At 63.3% G+C, this 24,218-nt stretch carries 23 protein-coding genes; 20 read left to right on the forward strand and 3 right to left on the reverse strand.

Features of this window, described 5'->3' with window-relative positions; all coding sequences use genetic code 11:
* Window positions 1–2 precede the first annotated feature (2 nt).
* The 16 genes from ABCW42_RS08025 (at window position 3) to dnaE (ending at window position 18,847) form a co-directional block, all read left to right on the forward strand.
* Window positions 3–1,493 carry a UDP-N-acetylmuramoyl-tripeptide--D-alanyl-D-alanine ligase gene (locus tag ABCW42_RS08025; protein ID WP_423184340.1) on the forward strand — a complete coding sequence of 497 codons (1,491 nt, stop codon included), beginning with the start codon at window positions 3–5 and terminating at the stop codon, window positions 1,491–1,493.
* Window positions 1,490–2,599, forward strand: coding sequence for a phospho-N-acetylmuramoyl-pentapeptide-transferase (mraY, locus tag ABCW42_RS08030; RefSeq protein WP_423184341.1), 1,110 nt, complete (start codon window positions 1,490–1,492; stop codon window positions 2,597–2,599). Before ABCW42_RS08025 ends, mraY begins: the two co-directional genes overlap by 4 nt.
* On the forward strand, window positions 2,581–4,182 hold the full coding sequence (gene murD / locus ABCW42_RS08035; RefSeq protein ID WP_423184342.1) for a UDP-N-acetylmuramoyl-L-alanine--D-glutamate ligase: 1,602 nt from the start codon (window positions 2,581–2,583) through the stop codon (window positions 4,180–4,182). Before mraY ends, murD begins: the two co-directional genes overlap by 19 nt.
* A gap of 2 nt (window positions 4,183–4,184) precedes the next feature.
* Window positions 4,185–5,492, forward strand: coding sequence for a putative lipid II flippase FtsW (gene ftsW / locus ABCW42_RS08040; RefSeq protein ID WP_423184343.1), 1,308 nt, complete (start codon window positions 4,185–4,187; stop codon window positions 5,490–5,492).
* A 6-nt stretch (window positions 5,493–5,498) separates the two neighbouring features.
* Entirely contained in the window at window positions 5,499–6,605 is a 1,107-nt protein-coding gene (gene murG, locus ABCW42_RS08045; protein ID WP_423184344.1) for an undecaprenyldiphospho-muramoylpentapeptide beta-N-acetylglucosaminyltransferase, read from the forward strand.
* The gene (murC, locus tag ABCW42_RS08050; protein WP_423184345.1) at window positions 6,602–7,975 is read left to right on the forward strand and encodes a UDP-N-acetylmuramate--L-alanine ligase; all 1,374 of its coding nucleotides are present in this window, start codon (window positions 6,602–6,604) and stop codon (window positions 7,973–7,975) included. Before murG ends, murC begins: the two co-directional genes overlap by 4 nt.
* A complete protein-coding gene (locus ABCW42_RS08055) occupies window positions 7,968–8,807 on the forward strand; it encodes a cell division protein FtsQ/DivIB (RefSeq protein WP_423184346.1) in 840 nt (279 codons plus the stop codon). The genes murC and ABCW42_RS08055 overlap by 8 nt, the downstream gene beginning before the upstream one ends.
* A 196-nt stretch (window positions 8,808–9,003) precedes the next feature.
* A complete protein-coding gene (gene ftsZ / locus ABCW42_RS08060; protein ID WP_423184347.1) occupies window positions 9,004–10,233 on the forward strand; it encodes a cell division protein FtsZ in 1,230 nt (409 codons plus the stop codon).
* A 56-nt stretch (window positions 10,234–10,289) separates the two neighbouring features.
* Window positions 10,290–11,018: a polyphenol oxidase family protein gene (locus ABCW42_RS08065; RefSeq protein WP_423184348.1), complete on the forward strand. Its 729-nt coding sequence runs from the start codon at window positions 10,290–10,292 to the stop codon at window positions 11,016–11,018.
* Window positions 11,011–11,760, forward strand: coding sequence for a YggS family pyridoxal phosphate-dependent enzyme (locus tag ABCW42_RS08070; protein ID WP_423184349.1), 750 nt, complete (start codon window positions 11,011–11,013; stop codon window positions 11,758–11,760). Before ABCW42_RS08065 ends, ABCW42_RS08070 begins: the two co-directional genes overlap by 8 nt.
* Before the next feature lie 89 nt (window positions 11,761–11,849).
* Window positions 11,850–12,380 (forward strand): cell division protein SepF, encoded by a 531-nt coding sequence (locus ABCW42_RS08075; protein ID WP_423184350.1) that lies wholly within the window; start codon window positions 11,850–11,852, stop codon window positions 12,378–12,380.
* Between the two features lie 100 nt (window positions 12,381–12,480).
* Window positions 12,481–12,768: a YggT family protein gene (locus ABCW42_RS08080; RefSeq protein WP_423184351.1), complete on the forward strand. Its 288-nt coding sequence runs from the start codon at window positions 12,481–12,483 to the stop codon at window positions 12,766–12,768.
* A 165-nt stretch (window positions 12,769–12,933) separates the two neighbouring features.
* On the forward strand, window positions 12,934–13,611 hold the full coding sequence (locus ABCW42_RS08085) for a DivIVA domain-containing protein (RefSeq protein WP_133206189.1): 678 nt from the start codon (window positions 12,934–12,936) through the stop codon (window positions 13,609–13,611).
* A 92-nt stretch (window positions 13,612–13,703) separates the two neighbouring features.
* Window positions 13,704–14,327, forward strand: a complete 624-nt coding sequence (lspA, locus tag ABCW42_RS08090; protein WP_423184352.1) for a signal peptidase II — start codon at window positions 13,704–13,706, stop codon at window positions 14,325–14,327.
* Window positions 14,320–15,246, forward strand: a complete 927-nt coding sequence (locus tag ABCW42_RS08095) for an RluA family pseudouridine synthase (protein WP_423184353.1) — start codon at window positions 14,320–14,322, stop codon at window positions 15,244–15,246. The genes lspA and ABCW42_RS08095 overlap by 8 nt, the downstream gene beginning before the upstream one ends.
* Window positions 15,247–15,289: 43 nt before the next feature.
* On the forward strand, window positions 15,290–18,847 hold the full coding sequence (dnaE, locus tag ABCW42_RS08100) for a DNA polymerase III subunit alpha (RefSeq protein WP_423184354.1): 3,558 nt from the start codon (window positions 15,290–15,292) through the stop codon (window positions 18,845–18,847).
* A gap of 10 nt (window positions 18,848–18,857) precedes the next feature.
* Here dnaE and ABCW42_RS08105 read toward each other — a convergent pair whose 3' ends face one another.
* Entirely contained in the window at window positions 18,858–19,316 is a 459-nt protein-coding gene (locus ABCW42_RS08105; protein WP_423184837.1) for a flavin reductase family protein, read from the reverse strand.
* Between the two features lie 169 nt (window positions 19,317–19,485).
* Between ABCW42_RS08105 and ABCW42_RS08110 the strand changes: the two genes are divergently transcribed.
* The 3 genes from ABCW42_RS08110 to nrdR all read left to right on the forward strand — a co-directional run bounded on the left by ABCW42_RS08110 (window position 19,486) and on the right by nrdR (window position 22,058).
* The gene (locus ABCW42_RS08110; RefSeq protein WP_423184355.1) at window positions 19,486–20,013 is read left to right on the forward strand and encodes a hypothetical protein; all 528 of its coding nucleotides are present in this window, start codon (window positions 19,486–19,488) and stop codon (window positions 20,011–20,013) included.
* 9 nt (window positions 20,014–20,022) lie between these two features.
* Entirely contained in the window at window positions 20,023–21,396 is a 1,374-nt protein-coding gene (gene hisD, locus ABCW42_RS08115; protein WP_423184356.1) for a histidinol dehydrogenase, read from the forward strand.
* A gap of 161 nt (window positions 21,397–21,557) precedes the next feature.
* A complete protein-coding gene (gene nrdR / locus ABCW42_RS08120) occupies window positions 21,558–22,058 on the forward strand; it encodes a transcriptional regulator NrdR (RefSeq protein ID WP_423184357.1) in 501 nt (166 codons plus the stop codon).
* A 135-nt stretch (window positions 22,059–22,193) separates the two neighbouring features.
* On the opposite strand, the gene ppgK is transcribed toward nrdR, so the two are convergent.
* Together ppgK and map are read right to left on the reverse strand one after the other, a co-directional pair.
* On the reverse strand, window positions 22,194–22,997 hold the full coding sequence (ppgK, locus tag ABCW42_RS08125) for a polyphosphate--glucose phosphotransferase (protein ID WP_423184838.1): 804 nt from the start codon (window positions 22,995–22,997) through the stop codon (window positions 22,194–22,196).
* A 74-nt stretch (window positions 22,998–23,071) separates the two neighbouring features.
* Window positions 23,072–23,950 carry a type I methionyl aminopeptidase gene (gene map / locus ABCW42_RS08130; protein ID WP_423184358.1) on the reverse strand — a complete coding sequence of 293 codons (879 nt, stop codon included), beginning with the start codon at window positions 23,948–23,950 and terminating at the stop codon, window positions 23,072–23,074.
* A gap of 99 nt (window positions 23,951–24,049) precedes the next feature.
* Here map and ABCW42_RS08135 point away from each other — a divergent pair, with 99 nt between their 5' ends.
* The gene (locus ABCW42_RS08135; protein ID WP_133206197.1) at window positions 24,050–24,214 is read left to right on the forward strand and encodes an SPOR domain-containing protein; all 165 of its coding nucleotides are present in this window, start codon (window positions 24,050–24,052) and stop codon (window positions 24,212–24,214) included.
* Window positions 24,215–24,218 lie beyond the last annotated feature (4 nt).

Raw genomic sequence — 24,218 nt, forward strand, 5'->3', positions numbered from 1 at the left:
AGATGATTGCACTAACAGCGGCGGAAATCGCCGATATCACCAAGGGCCGACTGGCGGCGGACCCGGGCATCGCTCCGGCGTCCGTGGTCACCGATTCCCGCGAGGTGGTTGCCGGATCGATGTATGTGGCCAAACCGGGGGAAAACGCCGACGGCCATGCCTACGTTGGCGCGGCATTCGCGCGCGGCGCCGTCCTGGCGCTCACTGAGCGTGAGGTCCTGGACGAGGGCGGGGTGCCGTATCCCACCGTCGTGGTTGAGGACGCCGTCCTCGCCATGGGTGCGCTGGCTGCGGAGTCCGTGCGGCGGATCCGTGCGGCCCGCGAAACCCGCGGCGAGCAGTTCACCGTCATCGGAATCACCGGTTCGGCAGGAAAGACCACCACCAAGGACCTGCTCGCGGGGATTCTCTCCCGGGCCGGCGCCACAGTGGCGCCGCAAGGTTCCTACAACGGTGAAATCGGTGTGCCGTTGACTGTCTTCGGTGCGGACTCCGGCACCCGCTTCCTCGTGATCGAAATGGGCGCGACGGGCATCGGCCACATTCAGTACCTCGCCGACATGGTCAAGCCGGATATCGGTGCGGTCCTTGGCGTGGGCACCGCTCACGCCGGCGAATTCGGTGGCGTGGAAAACATCGCCAAGGCGAAGGGCGAACTCGTCGAAGCGCTCGGTGAGGACGGCACCGCCGTCATCAACCTGGACGACGCCCGTGTAGCGGCCATGATCACGCGAACCCGTGCAAAGGTCCTGGGCACGACGGCGACCGGTTCCGCCGGCGCTGCCGTCGAGGCGAGGAACGCCGATATCAGCGAAAGCGGCCACCCGGAGTTCGACCTCGTCCTTCCCGACGGCGGTCCTTCCCACCCGGTGCGCAGCAAGCTCATCGGCGCACACCACGTCACCAACCTGTTGGCCGCCGCGGCGGCGGCTTTCGCGGCCGGTATTTCCGCGTCCGAAATCGCCACTTCCCTCAGCGAGCAGTCGCCCGCCAGCCGCTGGCGCATGGAACGCACGGAACGCGCGGACGGCGTCACCATCATCAACGACGCCTACAATGCAAACCCCGAATCGATGCGCGCGGCACTCCGGACGCTTGCCGACCTCGGCCACGGGCGCCGCACGTGGGCGGTCCTGGGGGCGATGCTGGAACTTGGCGAGGAGTCGATCCGCGAACACACCGCCGTAGGCACCCAGGTGGTCCGGCTCAACATTTCCAGGCTCGTCGTCGTAGGACGCGAAGCCCGGGCGCTCTATATTTCGGCAATCCAGGAAGGCTCCTGGGGCAACGAATGCAGCTTCACCGAGACAGCTGACGAAGCATACGAACTGCTTCAGGCCGAACTCCGGCCCGGCGACCTTGTCCTGTTCAAATCGTCGAACGGGATCGGACTTCGCCATTTGGGCGATCGGATAGCATTACCCCCACAAGCCGGGACAAGTGCGACCACCGCGGCTGAACCTGCCGCCAATGAAGGGAACGAGCTGCTGTGATTGCACTGTTGGTCGGCGCCGGCGTCGCCCTTTTGGTGGCGTTGATCGGCACCCCGCTCTTCATCCGCTTCCTCGTCACCAAGGGCTATGGCCAGTTCATCCGCGACGACGGACCCACCTCCCACCACACCAAGCGCGGAACTCCCACTATGGGCGGAACCGTGGTGGTCGCGGCCGTGCTGATCAGCTACGGCGTGACCCACCTGATCATGTGGATGATGAATCCCAGGTCGCCTGGGCCGTCCGCTTCGGGTCTCCTCCTGCTGTTCCTCATGGTGGGGATGGGATTCGTGGGCTTCCTGGATGACTACATCAAGATTTCGAAACAGCGCAGCCTTGGCCTCAACGCCAAAGCCAAGCTGATCCTGCAGGCCTTCGTCGGCATCGCCTTCGCCATCCTGGTACTGAACTTCCCGGACCCAAGCGGCATTACGCCTGCTTCCACGCACATTTCCCTGGTCCGGGACATCCCTTGGTTGAACCTGGCATTCGGCGGCACCATCCTTGGGGCGATCCTCTTCGTCATCTGGTCCAACTTGATTGTCACCGCTGCGACCAACGGCGTGAACCTGACGGACGGCCTGGATGGCTTGGCTGCCGGCGCATCCATCATGGTCTTCGGCGCGTACACGCTGATGGGAATCTGGCAGAACAACCAAGCTTGCGGTTCTCCGCGCGAGGCCGGAAGCGGCTGTTACACCGTGCGGGATCCGCTTGACCTGGCACTCCTCGCAGCGATCTGCAGTGCCGCGCTCGTGGGCTTCCTGTGGTGGAACACATCGCCGGCGAAGATCTTCATGGGGGACACCGGTTCCCTCGCGATCGGCGGAGCCGTAGCCGGGTTCGCCATCCTGTCCCGCACCGAGCTGTTGCTGGGCATCGTCGGAGGGCTGTTCGTCCTCATCACGCTCTCGGTGATTATCCAGGTGGGGTATTTCAAGATCAGCAAGGGCAAGCGCGTCTTCAAAATGGCACCGCTGCAACATCACTTCGAGCTCAAGGGCTGGCAGGAGATCACGGTGGTTGTCCGGTTCTGGATTCTCTGCGGACTGTTCGTAGCCGCGGGCCTCGGTATTTTCTATGCTGAATGGGTGGTGCTGCTATGAGTGAAAATCCGCAATCCAAGCCTTCGTCGAATGACCGGCTTAAGGACCTTGTCAGTTGGGACTCCGATTGGAAGGGCCTCCGCGTGGTGGTCACGGGCATCGGCGTCTCCGGATTCGCCGCCGCCGACACGCTGATTGAGCTGGGTGCCCGCGTGGTGGTCGTGGACGCCGCGACGAGCCCCAAGGCGCTCGCCCAAGCGGACACCTTGAAAATCGTCGGTGCCGCCGACGTCCTCCTTGGTGAAGAGGCAGTCAAGGTTCTTCCGCTTGTTGACGACGAGAAGGCCGAACTGGTGGTGACATCGCCCGGGTGGCGCCCGGACCAATCCCTTTTGGCAGCTGCGAAGCGTGCCCACGTTCCGGTGTGGGGCGACGTCGAACTCGCCTGGCGGGTGCGGGAGCGCAAGGGCCGCAAGACGGCTGACTGGCTCACGATCACCGGGACCAACGGCAAGACCACCACGGTCGGCATGACCGAGGCAATGCTCCAAGCAGCGGGACTGAAGGCGATCGCCGTCGGCAATGTCGGCACGCCCATCCTCGACGCCCTGCGCGATCCGGTGGAGTATGACGCGTTCGCTGTGGAGCTCTCCAGCTTCCAGCTGCACTGGAGCGAATCCTTGTCCCCGGTGGCGAGTGTGTGCCTGAACGTCGCTGAAGACCACGTCGACTGGCACGGCTCGTACCAGTCCTACCTGGCGGACAAGGCAAAGATCTACGAAAACACGCAAAAGGCGTGCATCTACAACGCCGAGCAGATCGAGACTGAACGGATGGTGGAAAACGCCGACGTCGTCGAGGGCTGCCGTGCCGTTGGCTTCACCACTGTGACTCCCGCTGTCAGCATGCTTGGCGTGGTTGAGGGACTTCTCGTGGACCGCGCGTTCATCGAGGAACGCCGTACTTCGGCGGAGGAGCTTGCCTCGTTGACGGACCTCGGTGCGGCTGCACCGCGCCACATGGTGGCGAACGCACTCGCCGCTGCGGCGCTTGTGCGGGCCTACGGAGTGGACAGTACGGCAGTGCGCGAAGGGCTCAGGAACTACCTCCCGGGCGACCACCGGATCCAGGCCGTGGCCAAGCAGGACGGCGTGCTCTGGATCAACGACTCCAAAGCGACCAATCCGCATGCTGCCGCGGCTGCGTTGTCGGCGTTCGAGAGTGTCGTGTGGATCGCCGGTGGGCTGTCCAAAGGCGTCAACTATGACGAAATCGTCAAAAACAACGCCAACAGGCTCAAGGCCGTGGTCCTGATCGGCACGGACACTTCGGACTTGGAAGCCTCCCTCAAGCGACACGCAGCGGATGTGCCCGTAATCGGGCAAGCGAAGGGCGACACTGAAAGGGTGGAGTCCGCCGATGCAGCCGGTGCCGCCGCGGAACAGTCACCGATTTTCGGCGACACTGTGATGGCACACGCTGTCCAGTCGGCAGCAAGGCTCGCCAAGTCCGGCGATACCGTGCTGATGGCCCCGGCGGCTGCCTCCATGGACCAGTTCACTTCCTACGCTCACCGTGGCGATGCTTTCATCCGGGCAGTGCGCGATCTTGTGGAAGGCCAGGCACAGACCACCGAGGAGTAACAATGGTCAGCACGCCCACGCGTACCGGTCCCGGGAAGTCCCGGTCCGGGGACGCAGCACCTGTTGGACGCGCGGCCGGCAATGCTCAACCCAGGAAGTTGATTTCCCGCCTTCGCAGCGGAGTTTCCGGTTTCTGGTCGACCCTCGAGGGATCGGGCAAGTCCCGGAGCAACTCGACGTATTACCTCGTCCTCGGCGCGTCCCTCGCGCTCACGGCGATCGGGATCATCATGGTCCTCTCCGCGTCCAGCGTCGAATCGATCGCTGCCGGCGAGTCGCCGTACTCGCTCGCCGCCAAGCAAGGCATGTTCGCGGGCTTGGGCATTGTCCTGATGCTTGTCCTTTCCAGGATCAACGTCGTGTGGCTGAAAAGGTTCGCATGGCCCGCAGTCATACTTGCCGTCGCTTTGCTGCTTCTCGTCCTCGTGATCGGCAAGAGGGTCCTGGGCAACCAGAACTGGATCGAGGTGGGCGGCTTCACTTTCCAGCCTTCGGAGTACGCCAAGTTCGCGCTCGTGCTGTGGATGGCCACCGTGCTGTCCGTCAAGGCGAAGCTCCTCGACAAGTGGACGCATGCCTTGGTGCCGATCGTCCCGGTCGCGGCCATCATCATTACCCTGATCGTCCTGGGGCACGACCTCGGTACCTCGTTGGTGGTCATGCTGATCATGGCTGCCGGATTGTTTTTCGGAGGGGTCAACCTCAAGCTCTTCGCGGCCGCCGGGGGATTGGCCGCCGCTGCCGCCTTGGTGCTGGCTCTCACGAGTGGAAACCGGATGTGCCGCATCACCGCCTGGATGGGGCAAGGCTGTACCGGCGCGTCGGACATCGGCTTCCAGAGCGAACAAGGACTGAGCGCCCTCGCGTCCGGCGGATGGCTGGGCGTCGGGCTCGGCCAGAGCCGCCAGAAGTACCAATGGATTCCGGAAGCGCACAACGACTTCATTTTCGCCGTGATCGGGGAAGAACTCGGCCTCGTGGGTACCCTGGTGGTCCTCGTGCTTTTCGCCTTGCTCGCCGTTGCCATCTACCGGATTGTCAGCCAGCAGGAAGACCTGTTCGCCCGCGTGCTCGGCGGCTCGATCATGGCATGGATGCTCGGCCAGGCTGCGATCAACATGGCCATGGTTGCCGGCCTGCTTCCGGTGATCGGCGTTCCGCTGCCATTCATCTCGTATGGCGGTTCGGCGCTGGTGATGTCCTTATGCGGCGTGGGCGTAGTGTTGTCCTTGGCCCGCGCCCAGATGGTCCCCGCCAAATCTTCCAAACCGCGCAGGTGGCCTGCGAAATTTGCACGAAAGCGTACATAGCACTCCATGAATTCCCAGCCCAAGCCATTGTCCGTGGTCCTCGCCGGGGGCGGGACCGCCGGACACATCAGCCCCTTGCTGGCCATCGCCGATGCCATCAAAGCACTACGGCCCGACGCCGCGATCCTTGCCGTGGGCACCCCCAACGGAATGGAAACCCGTCTCGTGCCCGCTGCCGGATATGAACTGGCAACTATCGACCGGGTCCCTTTTCCCCGGAAGCCCTCGTTGGACCTGGTGAAGTTGCCGGGCAGGCTCGCGAATGCCGTGAAGCAAGCCGGCCGGATCCTCGATGACGCCAAAGCGGATGTCCTGCTGGGCGTCGGCGGGTATGTCTGTACTCCGATGTACCTCGCGGCTTGGCGGAGGAAGATTCCGATCGTCATCCATGAGGCGAACACCCACCCCGGCCTGGCGAACCGCGTGGGTGCGATGTTCACCAAGCACGTCGCAGTCGCTTTTCCGGACACGCCGTTGCGTCACGCCCGGCATGTCGGCATGCCCATGCGCACCGCCATCGCAGCCCTCGACAGGGAGGCTGGCCGCGGACCCGCCAAGCAATTGCTCGGGCTGGATGCCGATCGTCCGGCGCTCATTGTCACCGGCGGTTCGTCCGGCGCCCAAAGCATCAACCGCACTATTGCAGGTGCCGTCACCGCCTTGGCGGACGCCGGGATCCAGACTTTGCACATCACCGGCCGTGGCAAGGCAGTGAAGAACGACGACGGTGCTCCACTTGCCGCCGACGGCTACCGCCAAGTGGAATACGTCGATGGCATGGAAAACGTGTACGCGGCCGCGGACGTGCTCCTCGCCCGCTCGGGGGCGGCGACGGTCAGCGAGGTCGCCGCCGTCGGACTCCCGGCGGTTTTTGTTCCTTTGCCCATCGGCAACGGCGAACAGGCCAAGAACGCTTCGGCGTTGGTCAATGCGGGCGCGGCCCTCCTTGTTGACGACGCCGCGTTGAGCGCCGAATGGATGCAATCCGAACTGATCCCCCTGCTCACGGACCAGGCCCGCCTCGCGGATATGGCCGACAAAGCACGCCGGCTTGGCGTGAGAAATGCCGATCAGCGGATGGCTGATCTTGTCTTGGAAGCGGTGTCCGAATGACCCAACCCGTTGTTGACCTCGAATCCCTCGGCCGGGTGCACTTCATCGGCATCGGCGGAGTGGGGATGTCGGCCGTCGCCCGTATCATGGTGGCCCGCGGCGTGACGGTGAGCGGTTCGGACGCCAAGGACTTGCCCGTCATGCGGGACCTGGAGTCCGCAGGCGCGCGGATCGCCGTCGGATATGCCGCATCGAACGTGGGCGACGCCCAGACTGTCGTCGCCGGTTCGGCCATCCGCGCCGATAACCCGGAACTCGAGGCGGCACGGGCGGCCGGCCTTCCGGTCCTGCACCGTTCCGAAGCCTTGGCCGCGACAATGGGCCAGGACCGGGTGGTAACCGTAGCCGGGACGCATGGAAAATCCACCACGACGTCAATGATCGCGGTCTTGCTGAAGGAAGCGGGCCTGGACCCGTCCTTCGCGATCGGCGCAAACGTTCCCTCCCTCGGAGTCAACGCCGCCCACGGCACCTCGGACATCTTCGTGGCCGAAGCGGACGAGTCGGACGGCTCCTTCCTCAATTACCGGCCGCTGCTTGCCGTCGTCACGAACGTTGAAGCCGACCACCTGGACTATTACGGGACGGCGGAAGCGGTTTTCGCCTCCTTCGACAAATTCGCCGCGCTCCTGCCGGCCAACGGTGCGTTGTTCGCTTGCGCGGACGACGGCGGCGCGAGGGCCCTCGCCGAGCGGACCCGTGCTGCGGGCAGCACCCGGGTGCTGACATACGGTACCGCCGACGACGCCGACATCCGACTTCACGACGACGGCCCGGGAGCCGTCTGGCTTAGCGTCGCCGGAGAACGGCACCGCCTGGAACTTAAGGTCCCCGGACGGCACAACGCACTCAACGCAGCCGCCGCCGTCGGGGTCGCCGTCGAACTCGGCGTGGCTCCCGGAGCGGCGGTGGCCGCCTTGGGCAAGTTCACAGGCGCCTCCCGCCGGTTCGAGTTCAAAGGGCAGGGGAGGGGGGTGCGCGTCTACGACGACTACGCCCACCACCCCACCGAGGTCCGGGCCGCATTGTCCGCCGCGCGTTCGGTGGCGGGCGACTCAAAGGTGCATGTGCTCTTCCAGCCCCATCTGTTCTCGCGGACGCGGGAGTTCGCCCAGGAATTCGCCGAAGCGCTCGGTGAAGCCGATACCGCGCTCGTCTTGGACATCTACCCCGCGCGCGAGGACCCGATTCCCGGGGTGACAAGCACACTCATTACGGAACGCCTCAAGACCGGCAGGCTGGTGGCCGGCGGGCAGGAGGCCCTGGACGCGGTCCTCGCTGCGGCCGGTGACGGCGACGTCGTGCTGACGGTCGGGGCCGGCGACGTCACGGCTTACGGGCCCCGAATCGTGGAGTTGTTGGGTGGCTGAAACCCGGAAGCCCACTTTCAAGCCGAAGGCCGGTTCGCGGCCGGGCGTCGTCAGCGCTGAACGGAGCGTTGACGAACCCGTCGTCGAACCGCCCAAGGAGGCTGGTCCGAAGGACAGCAACGTCCTCGTTTTTCCCGAGCCGAAGGGACGCAAGCGGCGCCGCACGGTATTGACCGTGCTCGCGGTCGTTGTGGTCCTGGTCGCGGGGATCATTGTGGCAACGATCTATTCTCCGGTGTTTGCCGTGCGCACAGTGACCGTGGACGGCGTCAAGATGCTCCAGCCGGTGGCCGTGCAGCAAGCCTTGGCTCCAATCAAAGGCAAACCCTTGCCGCAAATCAACGACGCCGAGATCGCCACCCTTCTCAAGCCGCTGGTCCAGGTGCGTTCGGTGACCACCGAGGCCCGTCCGCCGTCGGAACTCCGGGTCCATGTGGTCGAACGCGTGCCGGTGGCGCTCGTGAAGAACGGCGACGCGTACATGCTGGTCGACGTCGATGGCGTGCAGTTGGGTTCGACCCCCGATTCTTCCTCGGTGCCCTTGCCTATCATCGATGGCCAAGGCACCAACCCGGATCTCTTCAAGGCGATCACCGCCGTGCTGGCGACGTTGCCCTCCGACGTCTTGGCCAAGATGGCCAGCGCTTCGGCGACGTCACCTGACGCGGTCCAACTCAAGCTGAACGACGGGAAGACCGTAGTGTGGGGAAACGCGGACGAAAAGGAGTTGAAAGCGCGCGTCTTGGAAGCGTTGATCAAGGCCCCCGTGAATCCGAAAGTTCCCGTGAACGTCTACGATGTGAGTGTGCCGCGGCACCCGTTCACAAAGTAGCAATCAAGGTGTGAAGGGCTATTTTGGGTACTTTGGACGACACGCGGGAGCGGTCATTGAATGTACGATTCATAGCCCATACCGTCGCATAAGAGTTACTTGACATAACTATAACCTTCAACTAGAGGGTTAAGGTCCAAGAATTCAAGTTGGACTCGATCTGTTTCGAAATAGGACAAAGCAAGGGGCACGAAACGTGGCAGCACCGCAGAATTACTTGGCCGTCATCAAGGTCGTCGGCATCGGCGGCGGTGGCGTGAATGCAGTTAACCGAATGATTGAGGTCGGCCTTCGCGGCGTCGAGTTCATCGCCATCAATACCGATGCCCAGGCTTTGCTCATGAGTGACGCGGACGTCAAGCTCGACGTCGGACGCGAGCTCACCCGTGGCCTGGGTGCCGGCGCCAACCCCGACGTCGGACGCCAGGCCGCCGAGGACCACGCCGACGAAATCGAGGAAGTCCTTCGCGGGGCGGACATGGTCTTCGTGACGGCAGGCGAAGGTGGCGGAACCGGTACCGGCGGTGCCCCCGTCGTGGCCCGTATCGCGCGTTCGCTCGGCGCGTTGACGATCGGTGTGGTCACCCGGCCCTTCACCTTTGAAGGCCGCCGCCGTGCCGGCTCCGCAGAGGCGGGTATCGACGCCCTCCGCGATGAAGTCGACACCCTTATCGTCATCCCGAATGACCGCCTCCTGTCCATCAGCGACCGCAACGTCTCCGTCCTGGACGCTTTCCGTTCCGCTGACCAGGTCCTGCTTTCGGGTGTCCAAGGCATCACGGACCTCATCACGACCCCCGGCCTCATCAACCTCGACTTCGCCGACGTCAAGTCCGTCATGCAGGGTGCCGGTTCGGCGCTCATGGGCATCGGCTCGGCCCGTGGCGAAGACCGTGCGGTCAAGGCGGCGGAGCTCGCCATTGCATCGCCCTTGCTGGAAGCGTCCATCGACGGCGCCCACGGCGTGCTGCTGTCCATCCAGGGCGGCTCGGACCTGGGCCTGTTCGAAATCAACGAAGCCGCGCGGCTCGTTCAGGAAGTGGCCCACCCCGAAGCGAACATCATCTTCGGTGCGGTCATTGACGACGCTCTCGGCGACGAAGCCCGCGTGACCGTCATCGCTGCTGGATTCGACGACGTCAAGGCAACATCGCCGTCCATGAACCAGTCGTCCTCCCAACAGGGCCAGCACCAGGCGGCTGCGGCTCCCGAGCGTCCTGCTGCCGCGGCTGCGGCTCCCGCGTACCCGGCTCCGCAGCACGTGGGCGCCGGCGTGGGTGCCTCGGGCCTGAGCAATTGGGGCCAGCAGCGTCCTTCCGCGTTGCCCGCCGACTCAGGGTTCGACGTCGACCTTCCGGCCGTTGTCGAACCGGACCTGTCCGGCAGCCGCACCGACGACCTCGACGTGCCGGACTTCCTGAAGTAACAGACCTTCGTGAAGCAAGCAGCGGGTATCGGGTAGTCCAGGAGAGTCAGTAAGCAGTGTTTTGGTGGCGAAAAGAAGTGCGACCGGGCGTCTCGGTCGCCTTCTCGGATGCTGATGCGGGAAACCTCGCACTGCACGTCGCGGACGATCCCGACGACGTCGCGGTGCGCCGGGTCCGGCTGGAAGAAGCGGCCGGACTTGGCCGACGGCATTTCCAATACATGAACCAGGTTCATGGCAATGCCGTGGAGTTCATTCCGGCCGGGGGAGTGACGGATGGCGCTCCCACTGCGGACGCGTTGGTGTCGACCGGCCAGCCCCTCGCGGTCATGGTGGCCGACTGCGTCCCTGTCGTGCTGGTCGGTGACATGCCGGAAGGCGCCGATGGTTCGGACAGCAGCCCTCCGCCTCCTGTTCTTGCGGTTGTCCACGCCGGCAGGCCTGGAGTGGCCGCCGACGTCGTATCCGTCGCCGTCGCGGAGATGCGAAACCGAGGTGCCGCGCGGATCAGCGCGTGGCTTGGCCCTTCCATTTGCGGTAGGTGCTACGAAGTTCCGGAACAAATGCGCAAAGACGTTGCGGAGGTAGTTCCGGAGGCTTGGGCCACCACATCCTGGGGGACACCGGCGCTCGACCTGCCAGCAGGCGTCCGTGCCCAATTGCAGTCCCTCGGCGTCACGGTCGAGTATTCGGGGGATTGCACCCTTGAAACCGCCGGGCTCTTTTCCTACAGGCGCGAGGCCGGCACCGGTCGCTTCGCAGGCTTGGTGTGGACCCATGACTGAGCCAACGCCCGGCGTGGACTCCGTCGGCACCGATCCGAGGACTGCCGAACTTCGGGACCGGCTGGCCGCGGTCCGCCGGAGGATCGCCGAGGCAACCCGGGACGCGGGACGCGGGGATGAACCGCGGCTCATTGTCGTCAGCAAGTTCCACCCGGCCGCGGATGTGGTCCGGCTCGCCTCCCTCGGCGTCGCTGATCTGGGTGAAAACCGCGACCAAGAGGCCGGAGCGAAGGCCGCTGAGCTCTCCAACCTTGACCTGCGATGGCACTTCATCGGCCAATTGCAAAGCAACAAAGCGAAGTCCGTGGTGAAGTACGCGCATTCCGTGCAGTCCGTTGACCGCGTCCAGCTTGTGGCAGCCCTAGCGAAGGCGATCGAGCGCCGGCAGTCCGAGACCGGCCGTCCGGACCTTGAGTGCTTCATCCAGGTAAGTCTCCAGGACGACGGCGGTGAGCACCGCGGCGGTGCGGCACCGGCCGACGTCGGGCTTCTCGCCGACTCGATCGCTGCCGCAGCCGGCCTGCGGTTGGCAGGCGTGATGGCTGTCGCGCCACTTGGCGTGCCGCCGGAGGCCGCTTTTGACAAGCTTGCCGCTATTTCCGAAGAATTGCGCCGATCACATCCGGGCGCCGGGGCCATCTCGGCGGGGATGAGCCAGGACCTTGAAGCCGCTGTCAGATTTGGTGCGACACACCTGCGAATTGGCTCGGATATTCTCGGATCGCGTCCGCCCGTGGGGTAGCGTCAAAGTATTCGAAGCGACGGGCCGGGGTTTTCTGCTATGCCAAGTCACGGGCGGCCCGCCCACTGCAGACACGATAGGAGTCCAGCATGGCTGGCGCACTGCGCAAGACAATGGTTTATCTTGGGCTCGCCGATGGCGAAGATCACTACGAGTCTGAACAGCACGTGCAGCAAGTTGAAGAGGAACGGCCTGCAGAGAACGATCGCGAAGAGCGACGCGCCCCCGCACCTGTACGTGAAGTAGTTCGTGAAGTCCCCCCAGTCGCCGAAGAGGAATACCGCGCACCCGTGACACCTATCAAGCGTGCGGCATCGAGCCGTGAAGAAGCTTCAGGCCTGAAGCAGATCACCACAGTCCACCCGCGTTCCTACAACGACGCCAAGATCATCGGCGAAAGCTTCAGGGACGGCATCCCCGTGATCATGAACGTCACCGACATGGGAGAGGCAGACGCGAAGCGCCTCGTCGATTTCTCTGCTGGTTTGGTGTTCGGCCTGCACGGCAGTATCGAACGCGTCACCAACAAAGTCTTCCTGCTGTCGCCGTCATACGTTGAAGTCCTCGGTGACGACAAAAAGACCGCCGAGTCCCAAGCGTCGTTCTTCAACCAGAGCTAGTCCAGTTACAAAAGATGCCAGGCAGAGCGATCTGCCTGGCATCTGTGTTGCAATAGAGGGACCGACCGAACGTGGCGAACTAGGAGATCTGAGCTAAACCGTGGGCATTGTTTTCGGCCTTCTCTACATCGCACTGCTGCTTTTCCTGGTTTCCCTCGTCATCAGGCTCGTATACGACCTGGTGCAGATGTTTGCGCGCCAGTGGCGGCCGCGCGGCGCCGCCTTGGTGGCGGCACACGTGGTCTACTCCGTCACAGACCCGCCCTTGAAGCGAATTCGCCGGCTCATTCCGCCATTGCAGCTTGGGGGCATGTCGCTGGACCTGGCATTCCTGATTGTGTTCATCATCGTCGGCATTGCCATGGGATTCGTATACTCGCTGGCGTAGGCCTTCCACAAGGCTTTGCGGGCGCGGCCGTGACCCGGTTTGCGCGGCGCAAATCCTCCAAGCCAACACGATGGTGTTGAATTGGGGGAATCAGATGATATTTAGGTACCGTAGTTTTGAACGGCCGGAAGGCCTACTGACTAACTAGACCAACGAGGTGACCAGATGGCTTTGACGCCAGAAGACGTTGTCAACAAGCGCTTTCAGCCGACTAAGTTCCGCGAAGGCTACGACCAGGACGAGGTCGACGACTTCCTCGACGAGATCGTCGTCGAGCTGCGGCGTTTGAACCAGGAGAATGACGAGCTTCGCAAGAAGCTCGCCGAAGGTGGAAACGCTGTCCCCGCTGTAGCCGCACCGGCACCCGTTGTCGAGAAGGTTCCCGCCGCAGCCAAGGCCGAAAAGGAAGCTCAGGCAAAGGCGGAAGCCGAAGCGAAGGCAGCCGCCGAAGCCGAGAAGAAGAAGGCGCAGGCTCCGGCTCCCGCAGCGACCCCCGGCGTCGGTTCCCCCTCCGCCGAGTCCGCAGCCGGCCTCCTGGCCATGGCCCAGCAGATGCACGACAAGCACGTTTCCGATGGCCAGCAGCAGAAGGAAAAGATCATCGCCGAGGCGCAGATCGAAGCCTCGAGCCTTGTCAACGACGCGCAGGACAAGTCCCGCAAGATCCTTGGTGCCCTCGAACAGCAGCGCTCCGTCCTCGAACGCAAGGTAGAGCAGCTTCGCGGCTTCGAGCGCGACTACCGCTCGCGCCTGAAGGCATACATCGAAGGCCAGCTGCGTGACCTGGATGCCCGTGGCTCTGTTGCGGCCCCCGAGGTCGGCGAAGCAGCCGCAGAGGTCTAGCAAGTATTCTGAAAGCCGGTGGCTGGGGATTCCTCGGCCGCCGGCTTTCGCCTGTTAAGGCGCCAGAAGCCACGGCCACGAATGAAAGTACTATGAGCGAAGAACAATCAGACGGCACTGCAGAGCCAGTCCGCATCAAAGCCCACGTTTGGCGTCCGGCATTGCTATGGGTCTTCGCGGGCTTTGCCGTTTTCGCCTACGTCTTTGACCAACTGACCAAACTTTGGGTCACAAGCACCATGGTCGAGGGCGAGCGGCTCCCCGTGCTGCCGCCGCTCCTGCACTGGTACTACATCCGCAACTCCGGAGCGGCGTTTTCGATCGGCGAGAACGTCACGTGGGTTTTCACGATTGTCATGGCAGCTGTGTCCGTAGTGATCTTGTTCCAGTTGCGCCGGCTCGGCTCAGCCTGGTGGGCACTTGCCTTGGGCTTGCTGCTGGGCGGTGCCCTCGGAAACCTTACGGACCGGCTTTTCCGTGAACCGTCCTTTGCCATGGGCCACGTGGTGGACTTCATCCAACTGCCCAATTTCGCGATTTTCAATATTGCCGACTCCGCCGTCGTTTCCGGCGTCGTGATCATTTGCCTCCTGACCCTGCGGGGCATCGGGCTGGATGGTTCCCGCCACCATTCCGCCGCTGCTCCGGATTCCGCGGCTCCGGATTCTTCCGGGAGCTTGCCGGCCAAACGGGACGGAGAACCGGACGATGCCTGAGCGCTTCCTGGTACCTGAAGAGCTTGGCGGAGCCAGGGCGGACGCGGGACTGGCCAAACTCCTGGACATTTCGCGTTCGGCCGCTGCTGTCCTCATCGCCGAAGGCAATGTGATGGTGTCGGCAGCTGTGGTCGGAAAATCAGCGAAACTCGTTGCCGGTTCCGTCCTGGAAGTCACCGTTCCCGAACGCCGGGATCCCTTGGAAGTCGTGGAGGAAGTCGTGGAAGGCCTGAACATCCTGTTGGACGATGAGGACTTTGTCGTCATCGACAAGCCTGTTGGCGTGGCTGCGCACCCGTCGCCGGGCTGGGTGGGGCCCACCGTCGTCGGGGGCTTGGCCGGGGCCGGCTACCGGATCTCCACGTCCGGCGCGCCGGAGCGTGCCGGAATCGTGCATCGGCTCGACGTCGGAACGTCGGGAGTCATGGTGGTGGCCAAGAGCGAACACGCGTACGCGGTGCTCAAAAGGGCCTTCAAGGAACGCACTGTGGACAAGGTGTACCATGCTGTGGTCCAAGGCCTGCCGGACCCTCTCGAAGGAACCATTGATGCGCCTATCGGACGCCACCCGGGGCACGACTGGCGCTTCGCCGTCGTCGAGGACGGACGTCCGTCCGTGACGCACTACGAGGTCCTCGAAGCGTACGGCAAGGCGACCCTGGTGGAAGTTCACCTGGAAACCGGGAGGACGCATCAGATCCGGGTGCATTTTTCCGCCTTGCGGCATCCCTGCGCGGGCGACCTGACTTACGGGGCGGATCCCCGGCTTGCCGCCAACCTCGGACTCACCAGGCAGTGGCTACATGCTCGCCGCCTTGGCTTCAACCATCCACGTACGGGGGATTGGATTGAAGTTACCAGCCAGTACCCCGCGGATCTCCAGTTCGCGCTGGATCTCCTGGAAAGCGGCAACGCCTGATCAACACCCTGCGGCACAGGAAGGCTCCCGATAGACTGTCGTGGTGACTTCCAGCAATGACTCGTTCGTCCACCTCCACACCCACACCGAATATTCCATGCTGGATGGTGCTGCCCGGCTCACCGAATTGTTCGATGAAACCGAACGTCTGGGCATGCCCGCCCTCGCCACCACGGACCACGGGTACCTGTTCGGCGCCTTCGATTTCTGGAAGAAGGCTACCGACAAGGGCATCAAGCCCATCATCGGTGTGGAAGCGTATGTAACGCCCGGGACGGCGCGTGGGGACAAGGAACGCGTCCGTTGGGGCGACGAGAGCCAGCGCAAGGACGACGTCTCCGGTGGTGGTTCATACACCCACATGACGTTGCTGAGCTACAACAACGTGGGCATGCGCAACTTGTTCCGGGCATCGTCCATTGCCTCGCTTGATTCGGTGTTCGGAAAGTGGCCGCGCCTGGACCGGGAATTGCTGAACACCTATTCCGAGGGCCTGATCGCCACCACCGGCTGCCCTTCCGGTGAGGTGCAGACCCGGCTTCGCCTCGGCCAGTACCGTGAGGCCCTTGCTGCGGCCTCGGAGTTCCGCGACATCTTCGGCGCCGGGAACTATTACTGCGAACTGATGGACCACGGCCTGGACATCGAACGGCGGGTCACCGGCGACCTCCTGCGCCTGGCGAAAGAGCTCAACCTGCCGCTCGTCGCCACCAACGACCTCCACTACACCCACGAGCACGATGCCAAGGCGCATGAAGCCTTGTTGGCGATCCAGTCCGGTTCAACCCTCCTGGAACCGACCTACGATAACGGCGGGTCCCGCTTCGCGTTTTCCGGAAGCGGCTACTACTTGAAGTCCCCCCAGGAGATGCGGGAGTTGTTCCGCGACTATCCTGACGCGTGCGACAACACCTTGGCGATCGCCGAGCGCTGCGAAGTGTCCTTCAACACGGGGGCGAACTACATGCCCCGGTTCCCTTGCCCGCCGGGTGAGGACGAGACGTCGTGGCTCGTCAAGGAAGTGGCGAAGGGCCTCGACTACCGGTACCCCCAGGGCGTTCCGGACAAGGTGCGCAAGCAGGCCGACTATGAACTCGACGTCATCACGTCGATGGGATTCCCCGGCTACTTCCTGGTGGTTGCCGACTTCATCAACTGGGCGAAGAACAACGGCATCCGGGTAGGCCCGGGCCGTGGTTCCGGTGCGGGTTCCATGGTGGCGTACGCCATGCGCATCACCGACCTCGATCCTTTGGAACACGGCCTCATTTTCGAGCGGTTCCTCAACCCGGACCGTGTGTCCATGCCCGACTTCGACGTCGACTTCGACGATCGCCGCCGTTCCGAAGTGATCGACTACGTCACGCGGAAGTACGGCGACGAGCGCGTCGCGATGATTGTCACTTACGGCACCATCAAGACCAAGCAAGCGCTCAAGGACTCCTCGCGGGTCCTCGGGTATCCGTTCAGCATGGGCGAACAGCTCACCAAGGCGCTTCCGCCGGCGGTCATGGCGAAGGACATTCCGCTCGCGGACATCCAGAATCCCGAGGCGAAGCGCTACAGCGAAGCCGGAGATTTCCGCCAGCTCATCAGCACGGACCCCGAAGCCGCCAAGGTGTTCGAAACCGCGCTGGGCATCGAGGGCCTGAAGCGCCAGTGGGGCGTCCACGCCGCCGGCGTCATCATGTCCTCGGATCCCATCATCGACGTCATTCCGATCATGCGCCGCATCCAGGACGGCCAGGTCATCACGCAGTTCGACTACCCGACGTCTGAAGGCCTCGGGTTGATCAAGATGGACTTCCTCGGCCTGAGGAACCTGACGATCATTTCGGACGCCTTGGAAAACATCAAGATGAACCGCGGCGTGGACCTCGACCTCGAGAACCTGGCCTTGGACGATGCCGCGTCCTATGAACTCCTGGCCCGCGGCGACACCTTGGGTGTGTTCCAGCTCGACGGCGGCCCCATGCGGTCGTTGCTGAAGCTCATGAAGCCCGACAACTTCGAAGACATTTCGGCCGTGCTGGCTTTGTACCGTCCGGGTCCCATGGGTGCCAACGCGCATACGGACTACGCCCTCCGCAAGAACAAGATCCAGGACGTCATCCCGATCCACCCGGAGCTCGCTGAGCCGTTGGAAGACATCCTGGGCGGGACATTCGGCCTGATCGTGTACCAGGAACAGGTCATGGCCGTGGCCCAGAAACTGGCCGGCTACTCGCTTGGCCAAGCCGACATCCTGCGCCGTGCCATGGGTAAGAAGAAAAAGTCCGAACTGGACAAGCAGTTTGCCGGTTTCTCGCAAGGCATGCAGGACAACGGCTACTCCGCTGACGCCGTGAAAACCCTGTGGGACATCTTGCTCCCGTTCTCGGACTACGCCTTCAACAAGGCGCACTCGGCCGCGTACGGGGTGATCTCGTATTGGACGGCGTACCTGAAGGCGCACTACGCGCCGGAGTACATGGCGGCCCTGTTGACGTCGGTGGGCGATGACAAGGACAAGTCTGCGATCTACCTCAACGAGTGCCGCCGCATGGGCATCACCGTGCTTCCGCCGGACGTCAACGAGTCCAGCCTCAACTTCACGCCTGTGGGAAGCGATATCCGCTTCGGCATGGGCGCCATCCGCAACGTCGGCGTCAACGTGGTGGAGGCGATGGTGGCGGCCCGCGAGAGCGAAGGCGCCTACGGTTCGTTCAAGGACTTCCTCATGAAGGTGCCCGCCGTGGTCTGCAACAAGCGAACCATCGAATCCCTCATCAAGGCAGGGGCGTTCGACTCCCTCGGCCACCACCGCCGAGCCCTGGCGATGGTCCATGAGGAAGCCATCGACTCCGTGATCACCCTGAAGCGCAACGAAGCGATCGGACAGTTCGACCTCTTCGCCGGGATCGATGACCAGGAGCCGCAAGCCTCCTTGAGCACCGAGATCCCGGACCTGCCGGAGTGGGAAAAGAAGGACAAGCTCGCCTTTGAGCGGGACATGCTGGGGCTTTACGTCTCGGACCACCCCTTGCAGGGCCTCGAGGGCCTCTTGAGCCAGCATGCCGAGCAGTCCATCACCTCGATCCTTGGTGAAGACGGACCGCACGACGGCGCCATCGTCACCATTGCGGGCATGATCACCTCACTAAGCCGCAGGATCGCGAAAGCAAGCGGCAACGCTTATGCGCGGGCTGAAATCGAAGACCTCGGCGCGTCGATCGAGGTCATGTTCTTCGGCCAGGTCTATGGCCCGATCGCTTCGGTCCTGGCGGAAGACCTCATTGTCGTGGTCAAGGGCCGCCTGCAGCGGCGCGACGACGGCGCGGTGACTTTGAACTGCATGGAGCTTTCGGTTCCCGACCTGAGCGAGAGCACAAGCGGTCCGCTGGTCATCACGATGCCCACGTACAAGGCCACGGAAGCGGTCGTTACCGACCTCGGCGATGTCTTGAACACCCACCGGGGCAACTCGGAGGTAAGGCTGCATTTGCAGGGCGATTCGAAAGTGGAAGTCATGGGCTTGCCGGTGCACTTGCGCGTGAATCCGACGCCCTCGCTCTTCGGGGACCTGAAGGTGCTTCTGGGACCCACTTGCCTGGACGGGTGACCCGCCCGGGTCAGATTTCGTAGTCGAGCGGGACGGGTTGGCTGTAGGAACCGGAGTGGTAGAGAAGGGGAGTGTCGTCGTCGCCGACCAAGCCGTCGACAACTTCCACCACTACGATCGCGTTGTTCTCGAAGGACAGCCGCATCTGGATCTTGCCGATGAGCCAGCCCGCCACGTTCTTCAGGACCGGCACGTCGAAGGGACCCGGTTCCCAATGGTCGCCTTCGAACCGTTCCTGCGTGCGGGAAAACCGGTCGGCCAGTGCCTGGTTCTCGCGCCCGAGCATGTGCAATCCGATGTAGCTCGAATTGGCTATGGCCGGCCAGGAACTGGAACTGCGGGACATATTGAAGGTGAACCGTGGCGGCTCCGCGGACAAGGATGCCACCGACGTCGCTGTGAAGCCGAATGGTTTGCCGTCCAGGTTGGCAGTGATGATGGCGACTCCGGCGGCATGCCGACGGAACATTTGCTTGAACGTGGCTTCAAAAGCCGATCTGTCCAACGTCACTTTGACCGTTCTCCTGCATAGCCTTTTGCCATCAAATGGTATTAACGCCCGTGCCTTCAGCGTATTCCGCTGCTGCGCCGTGCGGCCGCGTATTGAGCGTCCGGAAACGTTTGTTAATGTTTGTGTCATGACCAAGCAGACACCAGACCTTCTTGAGTCCGCGCCAGCCACGGACAGCCGGGACCGTAAATGGTGGTTGTGGCTCGCGGTACCGGCGGCATCCGGGATCGCTCTGGGACTTGCTTGGTGGGTATTGGCCCCCGGTGGGCTCAACCTGGTCTCCGGAAACCACGCACTCGCGGATCCAACCGATTCCGATGGCCGGCTACCCCGCGACCTCGTCCTGGCCGGACTCTGCCTCCTTGCCGGCTGTTTCACGGCCATTCTCCTTGACGCCCGGATCCGCAAGCCGGGCCAAGGAGCGCGCGTCATACTGGCGGTAGTGGGCGGCCTCGTCGGCGCGCTCGTCGCCTGGCAAGTGGGCCTGCTCTCAGCGCAATGGTGGGGGCCGGCGGCCAACGGTTCCGACGGCTTCTCCCTGCGCGCGACGGCGGCCCTCCTGTTGTGGCCTGGTGCGACGGCCTTGGTCTCCTTCCTCCTGACTCTTTTCGGCCTGATGGGCAGGCAGCCGGAGGAACAGCGGGATGCCCCGTAAAATGGTCGGGTGACCATTTCTTCCGAGAACACGACCAACGCTGCTTCCCGCCCCGTGGACTTCCGCCGCATCGACCTGCGCGGACGCTCGCTCACCTTGGCCGAATTGCGTGCCGCTGTGCCGCGGGCCAAGCATCAGACGATGGCGGACGCCGAACAGAAGGTTCTGGACATCATTTCGGCCGTCCGTTCCCGGGGTTTTGCGGCATTGGGTGAATTGGCCCTGGCCTTCGACGGCGTTGAACAATCCCACCCGCGTGTGCCGGCCGCTGCCCTTGCCGACGCCTTGGAAAACCTGGATCCGGCCGTCCGTGCCGGCCTCGAGGAGTCCATCAGCCGCGCGCGGCGCTTCGCCGAAGGCCAAAAGCCCGCAAACGTCGATGTGCAATTGGGCGATGGCGCCGTCGTCAGCCAGAACTGGGTCCCAGTAGGCCGTGTTGGCCTGTACGTCCCGGGTGGCCTGGCGGTCTACCCTTCCTCCGTGATTATGAACGTAGTTCCCGCCCTTGCGGCGGGGGTGGCTTCGATCGCGCTCGCGTCGCCGCCGCAGAAGGAATTCGGCGGCTTGCCCCACCCCACGATCCTCGCGGCTGCGGCACTCCTGGGGATCGACGAGGTCTATGCCATCGGTGGCGCACAGGCCATTGCCTCGTTCGCCTACGGGATCCCCGGCGCCGACCATGAGTTGCCGATCGAACCCGTGGACGTCGTGACTGGTCCTGGGAACATCTTTGTTGCCACGGCAAAACGCCTGGTGAAGGGGGTCGTCGGAATCGACTCCGAAGCCGGCACCACTGAAATCGCCATCCTTGCTGACGCCTCGGCGCACCCCGCCCTCGTGGCCGCCGACCTGATCAGCCAGGCCGAGCACGATCCCAAAGCGGCATCTGTCTTGATCACGGACTCCGAGGAACTCGCCGCCAACGTCCAGCGTGAGCTGGCGTATCAGGTGGGAACCACGAAGCACGCCGAACGGGTCGCCACTGCCTTGTCCGGCCCCCAGTCCGGCGTCGTGTTGGTGGACGACGTGGACCAGGGCGTTGCGGTGTGCGACGCCTACGCTGCGGAGCACTTGGAAATCATGACGGCGGACGCAGCCGCTGTAGCTGCCAGGATACGCAATGCGGGTGCCATTTTCGTGGGGAACTACAGCCCGGTCAGCCTCGGGGACTACTGCGCGGGCTCGAACCACGTCCTGCCCACGAGCGGTACCGCTGCGTTCTCTTCGGGTCTCAACGTGACAACCTTCCTGCGCGCGGTCCAGGTGATCAACTACAGCAAGGATGCCCTTGAAGAGGTGAGCAAGCACATTGTGAGCCTCGCGGATGCCGAAGACCTTCCGGGTCACGGTGATGCCGTCAAGATCCGTTTCAGGGGAGCCTGAACCACTACATATTGGGTGGTCACCACTACATATAGTAATTACAGTCTTGGCATTAGGACTGGAATCGCCGTAAACTGGTGCCGGAAGTCATACTTCCGGCACTTTTGCGTCCGCGGCCGGTTCCGCAACAGCAGCGCCGGAACCGAGCAAGGGAGGCCAGCGTGTATTGTCCGTTCTGCCGTAACCCTGACTCGCGCGTTGTTGACAGCCGGATGGCCGAGGACGGGTCAGCCATCCGTCGTCGGCGTCAATGTCCTGAATGTGGACGCCGGTTTACCACTGTGGAGACCACCAGCCTGTCCGTGATCAAGCGTTCGGGCGTGGGGGAGCCGTTCAGCCGGATCAAGATCATCAACGGTGTCCGCAAGGCTTGCCAAGGCAGGCCGGTCACCGAAGACGACCTCGCCATGCTGGCGCAGGAAGTGGAAGAGAACATCCGTTCTTCCGGTGTAGCCGAAATCAATGCCCATGAGGTCGGGTTGGCTATCCTTGGGCCGCTCCAAAAGCTGGACGAAGTCGCCTATTTGCGTTTTGCCAGCGTCTACCAGGCCTTTGAGTCCTTGGAGGACTTCGAGGCCGCTATCTCGCTCCTTCGCCATGAGGCTGCCAGCGCGGCCAAGGGCGGCTCCAACGGCAAGAGCTCGGAAAAGAGCCCCATCTAGCTCCGGTGGTGGCAGCGGAGGGGAAGCCGCAACCACCACCGGCCTTCTTTCGCACCCGCCGCGGTTCGTTTCACCGCGTTGCCGGGTGCCGCCGTCGTACGTTGGATGACGACGACGGCCCGTTACGTTACCGTGCTACTTGGCGATCTTGTGGTGGAGCGCGATGTCGAGCGCAGCGCCCACGATCCCGGCGTCGTTCTTCAGCTCCGCCGTGACGATCGGCGTCAGAAGGGACAAGTGCGGGAAGTATTCATCCGAACGCTTCGAAATGCCTCCGCCGATGATGAAGAGTTCGGGGGAGAAGAGGAACTCGACGTGGGAGAGGTACCGCTGCAGCAATACGCTGTAGTCTTCCCAGCTCAGTCCGTCACGCTCGCGTGCGACGGCGGATGCTTTCGTCTCGGCGTCGTGGCCGTCGACTTCGAGGTGGCCGAGTTCCGCGTTCGGGACCAGTTGGCCGTTGAAGATGAACGCCGAACCGATGCCTGTGCCGAGGGTGATGACCAGGACGGTGCCGTCGACGCCTTCGCCGGCACCGTAGCGGGCCTCGGCGAGACCGGCCGCATCGGCGTCGTTGATGACCTTGACCGGCCGGTCCAATCGCTTGCTGAGCAGCGAATCGATATCAGTGTTGAGCCAGGACTTGTCCACGTTCGCGGCGGAACGCACCACGCCGTGCTGGATGATTCCGGGGAACGTCACGCCCACGGGAGATCCGGGGGCCGGCGCATCCGGCCGGGTGGACAAATCCTCGACGATCTGCGCGATGACCTCGGCGACAGCTTCCGGCGTGGACGGCTGCGGCGTCAGGATGCGAAGACGGTCGCCGACCAGCTTGCCCTTCTTGAGGTCGACGATGCCGCCCTTGATGCCGGTGCCACCAACATCAATGCCGATCAATGGTCCGTGCTTGTGAAACTTCTCATCCTTCTTGGTCAATGCGTTTCCGTTCATGGCAGGAGGGGTGGGCATGGTTCAGCAGGCTAATGCTGCCAAGTGACCTTCCGGGGTAGCTATGGAAGGGTCAGTATTTCGGCGCCGGTCTCGGTGACCAGCAGGGTGTGCTCAAATTGTGCAGTCCGCTTGTGGTCGCGGGTGACGACTGTCCAGTCATCGGGCCACATGTCCCATTCGACGGTGCCAAGGGTGAGCATCGGCTCGATTGTGAACACCATTCCCGCCTCGATCACAGTGTTGTACGCGGGCGCGGCGTCGTAGTGGGGAATGATCAGGCCGGTGTGGAATGCTTCCCCGACGCCATGGCCGGTGAAATCGCGGACCACGCCGTAGCCGAACCGTTTCGCATATGACTCGATCGCCCGGCCGATCACGTTGATCTCACGTCCGGGGGCCACCGCTTTGATGGCCCGGTTGAGCGATTCCTGTGTCCGTTCGACCAACAGGCGCGACTCCTCGTCCACATCCCCGACGAGGAAGGTGTAGTTGGTGTCGCCGTGGACGCCGTTGATATACGCCGTGATGTCGATGTTGATAATGTCGCCGTCCTGGACCACCGTGGTGTCCGGGATGCCGTGGCAGATGACCTCGTTGAGCGAGGAACATAACGACTTGGGGAAACCCCGGTACCCCAGCGTGGACGGGTAGGCATGGTTGTCGAGGAGGAACTCGTGCCCGATCCGGTCGAGCTGGTCCGTGGTCACTCCGGGGACAATGTGCTTCCCGACCTCGACAATCGCCTGTGCCGCGATCTTTCCGGCAATGCGGATCTTCTCGATGGTCTCGGACGATTTGACCTCGGAACCCGTGAACTTCGCCGGGCCCGGTTTGCCGACGTACTCCGGGCGCGGGATGGACGCGGGTACGTCCAGCCGCGGGCTGACGGTTCCTCGGGTAAGCGTGCCGGTGGGTGCGGTCGGAGCGGGAGAAGGCATAGATTGATCATATAAGGGACGCACGAGACGCAAGTAACAAAGGCGGCCAAGAGCCAAGTGGCGCGGCCTAGGTTACGGCGGGTGGGCTGAGGAGGAAAAGTGGCGGAGTACTGGTACAACGTCAAGACGCACCAGGTCGAAGAAGACGCGTTGTCTGATTGGACACAACTGATCGGACCCTACAAGACGCGCAAGGAAGCGGAAGAGGCCCTGGAAAAGGTCAAGGCCCGCAACGAAGCCTGGGATAAGGACGACGAGGACTAAGTCC

Origin of the sequence: Arthrobacter sp. NyZ413, from assembly GCF_049390645.1 — a bacterium.
GTDB lineage: Bacteria > Actinomycetota > Actinomycetes > Actinomycetales > Micrococcaceae > Arthrobacter.